Genomic DNA, 12,233 nt, shown 5'->3' on the forward strand with positions numbered 1-12,233 from the left:
CCGAAGTACGATGAACAAGGAAACGAGTACAAGTACACAGTAAGTGAAGTAAAAGTAAACGACTACGAAACAAAAGTAGAAGGAACAACAATTACGAATACCTACAAGAATACGGAAAAAACGGAAGTTAGTGGTAAGAAAACATGGAAAGACGATAATGCGAAAGAACGTCCAGAAATGATCAAAGTAGACCTACTACAAAATGGTAAAGTAATCGCAACACAAGAAGTAAGCGCAGCAAGTGAATGGAAATATGCGTTTAAAGATTTAGCAGCATATGATGAAAATGGTGTAGCTTACAAGTATGAAGTAAAAGAACAAGCAGTAGACGGATACAAATCTGAAGTAAATGGTTATGACATCACGAATACAAAAATCGTAGATCCAAAAGATCCAAGCACAGATCCGAAAGATCCAAGCACAGATCCGAAAGATCCAAGCACAGATCCAAAAGATCCAAACACAAATAACAATTCAAAAGTTCCACCTACTACAGAAAATGATAAGCCGACATTACTTCCTAACACAGGAGGAACATCAGCGGAAATGATTTCAATTCTTGGAGGTATGGTATTGTTCCTTTTAGGTGGAATTCTATTCGCTCGTCAGCGAGTAAAATAATAAAAAAGCTTTAGATTATTGATTACACTGTAATCTGAGTAGTACACAAATTAAAAAATTACTATTGATATTACTCCCTTTAGGTAGGTATTCAAAAAACTTCACGATAAGGTGAAGGAAAGAATGCAACCTGAAGGGGTTTTTTTATCGGGAAAAGAGAGCGTTTTCAAATCGGGCTCAATCAGCGAATAATATGGTCAACTTTCACAGAGATAAACGGCTCTAAATTGATAAAAAACCCATCTTTAAGAAGTGCATTATCTATTGAAGCATAAGCTTAGAATGGGATTTGGTACCTCATGTAAGCTTATGATCAATGCCATGTTCCATTACGTTTTGGATGACTGTATAGCTATTTTTATGTCGAAATTAGAAATAATATTTGGTAAAGTTTTGTTCTTGAATGGTTGCAGCGGTAGCTTTTGTTTTTGAAACAAAAGCAGCAACTCCTGCCAGTCCGGCAAAAGTTAATGTACCTGCAAGTATCATCTTTTTCATAATAGAAATGCATTCTTATTAGCTATAATCATTATTGTTATAGTTATTATTATACATGATAATATATTGAAATAGAGATGTATTTATGCATATTTATTTCAATATAAAAAGGCCACCAGTTCTAAATGGTGGCTTTGATGATAATTAAGCAGCTTTCTGCCCTGTTTGTATAGCTGTTTTTTGAAGAACATCATAAACACCAGTACCAATGACATCTAAAGCGATTTTCATACGCTTAGGTGAAATGTTTTCTAGAACGTTATCTTGCGGTGTATGGTATACCTTTTCAATATGATAGATAAGCGGGTCCCAGCTATCTACTCCCATCCAAATGAACAGAGCTGCAGGGATGCCAGCATAAGCAAACGGTACATGGTCACTAGAACCGAATTTTCCTTGAAGAACAAGATCATTATTTAATTGTTTACCAGCATTTAGTGCAGCATCCGTTACAAGATTCGTAGATCCATCTAGAGTCATTGCATATAAATTTTTTGCTTTCTCATAGTTTGTTGCGACCATATCAGCATTGAACACACCTAAAATACGATCGCGTTCTGTTTGTGATAAGTTGTCAACGTAATGTTCAGATCCAATTAGTCCCATTTCTTCTGATCCAAAAGCAATAAAACGGATTTCCTTGTCAGTTTCTATGTTTTGAAATGCGCGAGCTAATTCTAATAATAAGCCGGTTCCAGAGGCATTGTCGTTTGCTCCTGGTGCTCCAGCAACACTGTCATAATGGGAACTTACGATAACAGCTTTTTCATTTCCAGTGCTGTTCTTTGGTTTCTTTTTCGCGATAACATTTAGAGATTGTAGGTTTGATTCATGTCGTGCTTTTAAAGAAAGGATTTCACTCCCTTTTTTCGTTAATTCCTCTTTGAAGGCATTACCTTGTGCATATGCAAGACCGAATACAGGGATTGACTGTTTTTTAGTTAATCTTGGATTGAAAGTTTGTCCATAGTTACCGCGGCCGCCAATTAAACTATATAAGAGGACCGCCTTTGCACCTTTTGTAACGGCATTTTCTACTTGTTTGTTGTAGTCTGCTACTGTGGCACCTCTTTCAAATAAGACAATTTTCCCGTTTACCTCATTTGGAATTTCGTCTAGGTTTGTCCCATTTGGTACAAAAATGAGGGGAGCGGTAACAGCCTCAGTAGAAATTAAAGCATTCGGGGCAGCCCCTGCTTGCCAATTTTTTGAACGAGATAAAGGAGAATCAATAAATCCGACATATTGATCTGGTACAGAAAATGGTTGATATTCTACTTCATATCCCATTGACTGTAATTTCAGCCCAACATAGCGAGAAGCCCATTTTTCTGATTGTGTACCACCAGGGCGCGGGCCAATTGTTTTTGATAAAAAACGGATGTGTTCGATTGCGCGGTTAGCATCAACTTGTCCTGTAATAGATGGAGTTTTGATAGTTTCTGTTGGGGAATCAGCTTTTGCTTGTCCAATTGGAGCTAGGCTGACAGCGAGTGTTGCAGCAAGCAAAGAGCTTACTATTTTTTGTTTCAATGTTCTCTTCATATATTCCTCTCCTATTCTTCTATTCTATATGAATGACAAAAGAAGACGGATAACGACTTTATTTTATCTCTTGTTTTTTGTATCTTCAATCAATTTAGGTTGAGAAATAAAAGTAAAGCCAAATGAAAACAGAGAGAAAAGAATTGCACGTCGCTTTTTCAATTAGATGTCGAAAAATTGAAATAGATTTATATAGAATAGTTTCATATGCATATTTGCATATTTTTAGAGAGAATGTATATGCTATCATTTTAGACAAAGGTTCGCTTTCTTGTTTTGAAAGCCCCTAAATTGCATGTCTAGTGTACCCAAATTTTAGATTATGTAGAAGAGAAAAAGAAATCTATGGTGGGGTTTCTTTTTCTCATGCCAGAACCTTTTGAAAACGATAATTGTCATGTTTCCACATTGCATGATGATCATCTGTAGATGTAAGGCATCCATATGAAAAAAGAGAAATCAGTTTGATTTCTCTTTTTTTTTGTATAGGAAAAGGAACGCTATTTGCATTCCTTTTATCCTTTACAGTTCAGTTAAAATAATTGGCTCACCACGTGTTACGACAACTGTATGTTCACATTGTGCAACAAGGCTTTTATCTGGTGTTACAAATGTCCAGCCATCATCACCGCGTTCAATAATATGGTCAGCTTTCATGGAAATGAAAGGCTCTACAGCTATAACAAGCCCATCTTTAAGAAGCGCGTTATCCATTGGATCATAGTAGCTTAAAATATGGTTTGGTGCCTCATGTAAGCTAAGCCCGATACCATGACCTGTTAAGTTTTGGATAACAGCATAGCCATTTTTATGGGCAAAGTTAGAAACTGCACGACCGATTTGGTTTTGTTTTGAACCAGCTTTTACTTTTTTCATTGCTGCCCAAAATGCGTCTACTGCAGCTTGGCAAAGTTTTTCTTTTTCTTCATCTTGCCCAAGAACAAAAGAAATACCTGTATCCGCATAATAACCGTCAAGTGCCGCGGACACATCAACGTTTACTAAGTCGCCTTCTTTTAATGCTTGATCTTTTGGGATACCGTGGGCAACTTCTTCATTTACACTAATACAAGTTACACCTGGAAAATCATATTCTTTTTCAGGCGCAGAAATGGCACCGTGCTCATCTAATACTTTTTTGCCGATCAAATCAAGTTCTTTCGTTGTCATACCTGGCTTCGCTTGCTTTTTCATTTCTTCACGTGCAAGCGCAACAACACGGCCAATTTTTCGTAAACCTTCTAAATCCTTCTCATTACGAATGATCATAAAAAAAACCACTGTCCTTCCTCGAATATATATCTTACACGATTGTATCATGTTTATTTTTGTCCTGCTACTGGCGTACGGCTCATATGCTTCTTGGAGCGCTTTGAAGGGGGAGGTGATCTCATAGAGATAGTCCCCTGAAAATACTTCCACCTCAAAACTCGGAGAAAGCAGAGAAGGAAGGTGAGAGGTAAACTGCCAGTTAATACCCAATTAGTGAGTGCTAATAATCTGTAGAGATAAACTTGCCTGCTTATGAAATTTTCACTTTATGACAATTGTCATATTCATATCATGACGTATTTTACTGTTTTCCATCTCTTCCAATTTATACAATGTAAATATAAGGAATGACGGAGGTGGAGAGATGGAAAAGATTATTGAAGTAAATAATGTTTCAAAAACATTTAAACATAAAAAGGCTGTAAATAATGTTTCATTTCATGTAGAGAAGGGGCAGATTGTTGCGCTTCTTGGACCAAATGGTGCAGGGAAAACAACAACGATTTCAATGATGCTTGGATTAAAGGATCCATCAGAAGGAAGTGTTTCTATATTTGGGAAAAGTCCAAAGCATCGAGATGTTCGCAATCGCTTTGGTGCCATGCTGCAAGAGGTGAGCGTGATTGACAGTATATCAGTTGGTGAGGCAATTGATTTGTTTCGTAGTTACTATACGAATCCAGTTGCAAAAGATACATTGCTTCAGTTATCAAACTTAGAATCAGAAAAAAAACAGCGGTGTGAAAAGTTATCAGGTGGTCAGAAAAGACGTTTGAATTTTGCGCTCGCACTTGCTGGAAATCCCGATTTATTATTTTTAGATGAACCGACTGTAGGCATGGACATCACATCTAGAAAGGCTTTCTGGGAAACGATTCGAAGGTTAGCAAGTGAAGGGAAAACGATTATTTTAACAACGCATTATCTAGAAGAAGCTGATGCACTATCAGATCGCATTTTATTATTTGCAAACGGAAAAATCATTGCGGATGGGACTCCAGAGGAAATGAAGGCAACGATTTCTCAAAAAACCATTTCATTTTATGCAAAAGAAAAAATCCCTACAGATTTGCTGAAAGAATTACCGCATGTTAAAGCAGTACAGTTTCATGAACAGCGTGTTATTCTCACAACGGATGATACGGATGCTACATTGCAGGCAATTTATCAAAAGAGCTTACCTATTACAGATGTTTCTGTTGAACGTGGAAGCCTTGACGAGGCGTTTGAACAGTTTGTTGCAAATCAAAAGGAGGGAATCGCATGAAGGCATTATGGATGCAATGCAAAATAGAGATTTTACGTACATTCCGCAATAAATTATTTATCTTTTTCTCACTATTAATGCCAGTGATGTTCTATTACATTTTTACGAATGTCATTCAAGTACCACAAAACGGAGATGCTTGGAAAGCACACTATTTAATTTCGATGGCTACTTTCAGTATTGTAGGAACAGCACTTTTTAGTTTCGGGGTGAGACTTTCACAAGAAAAGGGGCAGGGGTGGACACATCTTTTAAAAATCACGCCACTTCCAGAGGGTGCATATTTAACAGCTAAAATTATTTCTCAAACAGTGGTAAATGCATTTTCAATACTTGTGATCTTTATTGCAGGTATGCTAATTAATAACGTAGAGTTAACGGTTGGACAATGGATAGGTGCTGGATTGTGGTTATTACTAGGTGTCACACCATTTTTAGCGCTAGGAACGGTTATTGGTTCCATTAAGAAAGCAGATGCAGCTGCGGGGCTTGCAAACATTTTAAATATGAGTTTAGCGGTGTTAGGTGGTTTATGGATGCCGATCGAAGTTTTTCCAAAGGTACTAAGAACAATCGGGGAATGGACACCAACATATCATTTTGGAAGCGGTGCTTGGGATATTGTTGATGGTAAATCGATAGGATGGGAAAATATCGCGATTTTAGGAGGTTATTTCCTTATCTTTGTTGTAATATCAATATATATAAGAAAGAGACAGGAAGCGGTATAAATGACAGAAAAAAAGCAGTTTGAATTTTTTCCAAAACATATGGGTTTTTTCCCATATATGTGGTTTGTGTATCTACTATTTCCGATTTACAATTTAACGCAAGAATCGGGTTGGAGGCTTTTAGCTGGAATCGGTATGCTAGTGGTTTTTGTCATTGCATACCGTCAACTTTATTTTGTTAAAGAGACATTTATTTTATGGGCATGTGTTCAAATTGTAATTATATTCATATTCTCTGTAATTTATAATCCATTTATGATATTTTTTGGATTTTACACTGCCAGTGCAATAGGATTTGCACCAACAAAAAAATCATTTCGAGTATTACTTGCCCTTTTAGTAGTAATGATCGGTACTTTTTTATTTGTGAATATAGATCAGTTAACCAAGACTAGTTTAATCAATATGATTCCAATGTTTATCTTAATGCTTCTTACACCATTTGGTATGCGTAACTTTAATCAAAAAAAAATGTTGAAAATGCAATTAAACGAAGCCAATGAACAAATTAAAGATTTAGTAAAACGTGAAGAACGTCAGCGAATTGCAAGGGACCTTCACGATACGCTAGGACATACGTTATCTCTTATTACTTTAAAAAGTCAGCTTGTTGAGAAGTTGATTGTGAAAAATCCAGAGCGTGCTAGTCTTGAGGCAAAGGAGATAACGCAAACATCGCGCATAGCTTTAAAGCAGCTTAGGGAATTAATTTCTGATATGCGAATGATTACAGTTGAAGAGGAGCTTGAGCAAATAAAGGCGATTCTGCAAGCTGCTAATATTTCACTAGAGGTAAAGCAGAAAGCGAATAGCGGTGCATTATCACCGCTTGAACAAAATATTTTAGGGATGTGTTTGCGAGAAGCAGTAACGAATGTTGTAAAGCATAGTAAGGCGACGGCATGTACGGTTTCTTTATTTGAAACGCAAGGAGAACTGATTTTGCAGGTGAAAGATAATGGAGTGGGATTACAAAAGCAGAGTCATGATGGGAATGGTATCTTAGGTATGAAAGAACGTCTGGCACTTATTGATGGAGGGCTTGAACTAAAGGCGCTGCATCCAGGGACGATTTTAATAGTGAAAGTTCCAATTGTAATTAGAACAGGAAAAGATGAGGTGAGAGCATGATTCGAATTATTCTTGCTGAAGATCAAAGAATGCTTCGGGGGGCACTCGGGGCTCTGCTTGATTTAGAAGACGACATTGAAGTGGTTGGGCAAGCAGAGAACGGTGAAGAAGCTTTAAAATTAATTGAAAAGTTGCAGCCGGATGTAAGTATTATGGATATTGAAATGCCAATTCAGAGCGGGTTGGATGTTGCGGAAGAATTGCAGAAAAAGAAGAAATCTTCATGTAGAATAATGATTTTAACAACATTTGCACGCCCAGGTTATTTTGAAAGAGCGATGAAAGCAGGGGTTCATGGGTATTTATTAAAGGATAGTCCAAGTGAAGATTTAGCGGCGGCGATTCGTAATGTGATGAAGGGGAAACGAGAGATTTCTCCTGAATTAATGTTTGGGCTATGGCAAGAACAAAACCCGTTATCAGATCGTGAAAAAGATGTGCTTCGCTTAGCAAAAGAGGGAAAAACAGCAAATGAAATTGCGAAGACATTGTATCTTTCATCTGGTACTGTGAGGAACTATATTTCAGATGTGTTAACAAAATTAAGTGCGAAAAACCGAATTGAAGCAATTACGATTGCGGAAGAAAAGGGATGGATATAAAAAAAGATGTTTACCGGTTATAGTGGTAAACATCTTTTTATTCTTTTTTTTGAACCTCTATCACTAAAATGTAAAGTCTATGACATAATATAGATTTTACTTCATTTTTCGACAAAAAATTTGTTATAGTAAGATTAGGTTGCTGTTCTAGATTTTGGGTAACCTTACCACTAATTGTCTTAATTACCCCATGTTTATCTACTTGAGCAATGATGTCTTGGTCATATATTTCATCATTTTTATATGATTGGGAAAGACATACTTCGGTTTGATTTTCTTGTAGGTTGAAATTTAACATCTTTTCAGTGGTAACTTGTTTTTGTTACGCGTTAACCTCTTGTACTTCATCTTTTAAGTATTTTTAGCAATATTTCCTATTGTTACGTTTTGTGGTTCAGTTTATTTACTAATTATCAAGCTAGGTTGAGTAACGTCAATGTTCACTTCATTGTTATCAATTTTTGGGGCACGATAATTGCTGCTACATGATAAGGGGTAGAATAGAACAGAAGTAAGGAATATACTAGCAATTTTTATATTGTTCATCTCTAACATTTGGAGTCTTGTATTTGTATAAGATGATTTACAAGAAAGGTGTGCTAAATGATATATATTATGCAATATTTCATGTCTAAAAGTGCCGAAAAACTATTATTGTAGTGGTATGACAACTTAAAAAGTTAGATTTCTGTAATGGGATGGTGAGCTATTATGCACGCAGAAAAGCTGGGAGCTGAAATAAAGAAAATTAGAATGTTAAGAGGTTTAACACAAAAGCAGTTGTCTGAGAATATATGTCATCAATCAGAAGTAAGCAGGATTGAGTCAGGAACGGTATATCCAAGTATGGATATACTGCAAGGGATTGCAGCAAAGCTAAGGGTTCCCATTATTCATTTTTATGAGGTTCTTCTTTATTCTGACCTCGAAAGAAAGAAAAAGTTTAAGAATCAAATTCAATTATTGTGTAAGAAGAAGCAGTATGATGAAATTCATAAAATTGTTTCAGAGGAGTTAAAGAAAGAAGAATGTCATCCTGAATTTAAGCAATTTCTTCTATGGTATTATCATTTATCTTCTTATGCTTTAAAGAAAGTCAATTTTGAATACTGCATCTCAGAGCTGAAAAATATAATCCATCGGCAATATGTTGGGGTAGATGTATTTCAAAATTTATATATCGAAAATTCGATTGCTATTATTTATGCAGAAAATAACCATTTAGAAAAAGCTATTACATTATTTCAAGATATTTTACAACAGCTGGAGTCATTGCAGAGTGATCAAGATTTTGTTGTTAAGGTTCGATATAATTATGCGAAAGCTTTATGTTTAAATAATGAATATGCAAAGTCGCTTCAGCAAGTAGATAAAGCAATTGAAACGTCGCGACTTATTGGGAGTATGCAGCTTCTTGGGCAACTGTACTATCAAAAGGGAGAGTGCTTAGAGAAATTAATTTATCCGCCAAGTGAAGTTACAGTTGTTTATGAAAAGGCTTTATTATTTTTTGATTTACTAGATTTACATTCTCAAAAAGAGATATTATTAGCAAAAATGGGATTAGCTGATCGTAATGAACAGACAATATTCTCTAGCTAATTAAATTTATCCCGCTATTCGTGGGCAGTAATTCCCCCACTTCAAGATTAAGAGAAAGAAGAGGAAGATAGGTGGAAGATAACTGCCCGTAAAAGCCCAGTCGGTGAGGGCTAACAATCAGTGTGGGATGAAGAGTACTCCCACTGATGGAAGTTTCATTCTATATTTTTAAATAATGAAACCATAAGAGAATATGCATAATTGCATTTTTAAAAGAAATTATTTCATGATATATTTAAAGAAAATAGAGCATAGGGTGATGAGTGATGAAAAAAATTCTTGCATGCGGTTTAATGGCAATGGCAATGCTAGCTGGTATTGCATTCGGAGTGAGTCAAGATCACGCATTAACAAATCAACAGGAACAAGTACAATTAGCTTCAGATATGCCATTTGAACATTAAGATAAAAAAAGAACCCAAGTGAGGGTTCTTTATTTTTGTTAGGGATAAAAGTGTTAGATAATTCAAAGCTCTTGAATGTGTAGTCAAAGGTTTAGGTATGTAAGAATGATTATTATTCCTTGCTCTTAACACCTTCAGCAATCACACTAAAGAGAAGAGAATCGTGAAAAAACGTTACAATCACCATTGTAACGTTGCGCTGCTTATTCGTTTCATTCCTCTTATAGAAGCAAGTTCATCTACTAGCTGAAAAAGTGCTAAATCTTTTTGTTTACTCTCAATCATAATGTCAAAATCTTGATTTACTGCATTGGCAATATGTAAAAAGGGATTTATAAATGCAGTATCAATATAATTAGCGTGGGATCTGAATTCCTTCTCTGATTTTGGTGAAGAAATATGGATCTTAGGAATGGTATTTGTATGATTCCATGTTTCGAAAATAGCTGGTAGTAGTGTCTCTAACGGTTCATCACAAAGATTTGCCATGTGATGATGATAATCAAATACAAAAGGGATTCTTTCTTGCTTACAAACGGCCAATGTTTCAGAGGCTGTATAGGTTTTATCATCATTTTCAAGTGTCATTTGCTGTTTGATATGGAAAGGGAGCTTTTTTAAGTTTTCATGAAAGCGCAGTAAAGCTTTCTCTTTGTTGCCGTATGCACCTCCAATATGAATGTTAATGTAGGAAGAGTCTGCGAGTCCCATTGCATCTAATACGTTATAGTGATACATCATATCTAAAACCGCATTGTCTGTAACATGAGGTTTTTCACTTGTAAATAATGTGAACTGATTTGGATGAAAGCTGACTCGTAAGTTATACTCTCGAATTAATTCTCCCATCTTACGCCAAAATGGTGTAAATGTATCGATATAATTAAAATCAACTTCAGGGTGGGTGGCGAGTGGGACGATAGAAGATGATAATCGGTATAATGGAATTTCATGTGCGATATTATAATGCAGGATACGTAATGTATGCATAAGGTTTTGCATTGTAATGTTATATAATTTTTCTTCTCGTTCCTGTTTGCCAAGCTTTTTCCACGTTGTAAATGTCATTGTTTTAGCAGGGGAACAGTCCCACAAAGCGACTGCATGTGAGACATACCCAAAGCGCATAATCATCTGCCCTACCCCCGTTAATTATTAAAAGTTTCATTTCATAAGAAAAATGCTAGTAACGTTCCAATCCATTCTTTTCCTTTATCAACAAGGGAAAGAGAAGCGACATCTTTCCAAGTAAGCAATGTAGACCCTTCGATATCTTTGCTAATTTGAACCTTAATTTCTTGTATAAAAGCTGAGTCATAAAGGAGACAATTTATTTCATGATTAATATATAAGCTTCTCATATCAAAATTAGCTGTTCCGATATCACAAATATGATTATCTACCATAATAATTTTTGCATGAAAAAAACCTTGTTGAAATTCATAAATGTTACATCCTACCTTCATCAATTTCCGGCAGTATGGTAGTTTAGCTTCGCGAACGAGCGGGTGGTCTGCTTTTTTAGGAACGAGAATTGTAATGCGAACACCTCGTTTCTTTGCTTGTAATAATGCATTCATTACTATTTTTCCCGGAACAAAATAGGGTGTGCCAATGTATAATTCTTCTTTTGCACTTTCAATCAGTGATACAAATGTTTCCTGTAAATAAGCACCGTCTGTTGGGATAAAGCGGTGCAATATAGGACCTGGTAGTTGTTTGGGAAAAAGTGCCACTTCTTCTAGTAAATCTTCATTTGTATCATCGCGCCAATCGTGCAAAAATTGTTTTTGTAAATCTTGTACGCCTTCTCCAGTTAGGCGTAAATGATAATCACGCCAAAGGCCAAGTTCTGGATCACGCCCTAAATATTCTTCTCCGATGTTGAATCCCCCAATATAGCCAATCTTCCCGTCGATAATCGTAATTTTTCTATGATTTCTTTGGTTTGCAGAAAAAAAGAGAAAAGGGATCTTGATTTTATGACAATATGAAAAAGATACACCGTGTTGTTGCATTGAGCGAATCGCCTCATCTGATAAATGATGGCTTCCTATACGATCGAGAAGTAGACGTACTTCTATCCCTTGTTTTGCCTTTTCAGTGAGAAGTTGTAAAAAGGTGTGACTAATTTCATCATTTTTGACAATGAAAAATAGAATATGTATATGGTGTTTTGCCTCCTGTATATCCAGAAATAAATCATTATATAAATTTGTTCCCCATGTATACAATTTAAAATTGCCGCGTCGTAAAGGAAAAGGGCGGGGCTTTACTTTTTTTAAATGATGTGTTCTTCCGAGCAAAAAGTCGAGTGAGACCCATATGATTAAGCCTATTAGTAAGAGAGATAAAAAGACCATTATCAAATTACCTCCTGCGAATTCATTTTTATAGTTTCACCTAAATAAACAGCTTTATGAAAAAATATTGTGTTGTATAACAAAAAACTGTTGACTGAATGCTCACTCATTATATAATGAGGATAGAGGATATAATTCAGAAAATTATTTATTTTCGAAGATTCTAAAAGAAAGAAGGCTTACAAAGAGAGGGGTAG

12 protein-coding genes are annotated in these 12,233 nt (G+C 35.8%); 7 read left to right on the forward strand and 5 right to left on the reverse strand.

The features are described from left to right. On the forward strand, positions 1–621 hold a 621-nt coding region (locus M014_RS0111240; protein ID WP_155924330.1), incomplete at its 5' end, for a Cna B-type domain-containing protein. 369 nt (positions 622–990) lie between these two features. Here M014_RS0111240 and M014_RS30325 read toward each other — a convergent pair. From M014_RS30325 to map, 3 genes are all read right to left on the reverse strand, one after another. Then, positions 991–1,119, reverse strand: coding sequence for a hypothetical protein (locus M014_RS30325; protein ID WP_255260058.1), 129 nt, complete (start codon positions 1,117–1,119; stop codon positions 991–993). 144 nt (positions 1,120–1,263) lie between these two features. After that, a complete protein-coding gene (locus M014_RS0111250) occupies positions 1,264–2,664 on the reverse strand; it encodes a M28 family metallopeptidase (protein WP_026591816.1) in 1,401 nt (466 codons plus the stop codon). 522 nt (positions 2,665–3,186) lie between these two features. Further along, entirely contained in the window at positions 3,187–3,984 is a 798-nt protein-coding gene (map, locus tag M014_RS0111255) for a type I methionyl aminopeptidase (RefSeq protein WP_081811020.1), read from the reverse strand. Positions 3,985–4,300: 316 nt separating this feature from the next. On the opposite strand from map, the gene M014_RS0111260 reads away from it, so the two are divergent. The 6 genes from M014_RS0111260 to M014_RS0111290 all read left to right on the forward strand — a co-directional run bounded on the left by M014_RS0111260 (position 4,301) and on the right by M014_RS0111290 (position 9,673). Beyond that, positions 4,301–5,203 carry an ABC transporter ATP-binding protein gene (locus M014_RS0111260; RefSeq protein WP_026591818.1) on the forward strand — a complete coding sequence of 301 codons (903 nt, stop codon included), beginning with the start codon at positions 4,301–4,303 and terminating at the stop codon, positions 5,201–5,203. Beyond that, on the forward strand, positions 5,200–5,934 hold the full coding sequence (locus tag M014_RS0111265) for an ABC transporter permease (protein ID WP_026591819.1): 735 nt from the start codon (positions 5,200–5,202) through the stop codon (positions 5,932–5,934). The genes M014_RS0111260 and M014_RS0111265 overlap by 4 nt, the downstream gene beginning before the upstream one ends. After that, positions 5,935–7,065, forward strand: coding sequence for a sensor histidine kinase (locus M014_RS0111270; protein WP_026591820.1), 1,131 nt, complete (start codon positions 5,935–5,937; stop codon positions 7,063–7,065). Next, positions 7,062–7,667, forward strand: coding sequence for a response regulator transcription factor (locus M014_RS0111275; RefSeq protein ID WP_026591821.1), 606 nt, complete (start codon positions 7,062–7,064; stop codon positions 7,665–7,667). Before M014_RS0111270 ends, M014_RS0111275 begins: the two co-directional genes overlap by 4 nt. 711 nt (positions 7,668–8,378) lie before the next feature. Further along, positions 8,379–9,269, forward strand: a complete 891-nt coding sequence (locus M014_RS0111285; RefSeq protein WP_026591823.1) for a helix-turn-helix domain-containing protein — start codon at positions 8,379–8,381, stop codon at positions 9,267–9,269. 266 nt (positions 9,270–9,535) lie between these two features. Beyond that, the gene (locus M014_RS0111290; protein ID WP_026591824.1) at positions 9,536–9,673 is read left to right on the forward strand and encodes a quorum-sensing peptide PapR; all 138 of its coding nucleotides are present in this window, start codon (positions 9,536–9,538) and stop codon (positions 9,671–9,673) included. A gap of 180 nt (positions 9,674–9,853) precedes the next feature. Here M014_RS0111290 and uvsE read toward each other — a convergent pair whose 3' ends face one another. Both uvsE and cls read right to left on the reverse strand, forming a co-directional pair. Next, complete coding sequence (gene uvsE, locus M014_RS0111295) at positions 9,854–10,807, reverse strand: UV DNA damage repair endonuclease UvsE (RefSeq protein ID WP_026591825.1); 954 nt, start codon at positions 10,805–10,807, stop codon at positions 9,854–9,856. A gap of 35 nt (positions 10,808–10,842) precedes the next feature. Beyond that, positions 10,843–12,036: a cardiolipin synthase gene (gene cls, locus M014_RS0111300; protein ID WP_026591826.1), complete on the reverse strand. Its 1,194-nt coding sequence runs from the start codon at positions 12,034–12,036 to the stop codon at positions 10,843–10,845. Between the last annotated feature and the right edge of the window lie 197 nt (positions 12,037–12,233).

It is taken from the genome of Bacillus sp. UNC437CL72CviS29 (assembly GCF_000482345.1).
GTDB classification, from domain to species: domain Bacteria; phylum Bacillota; class Bacilli; order Bacillales; family Bacillaceae_G; genus Bacillus_A; species Bacillus_A arachidis.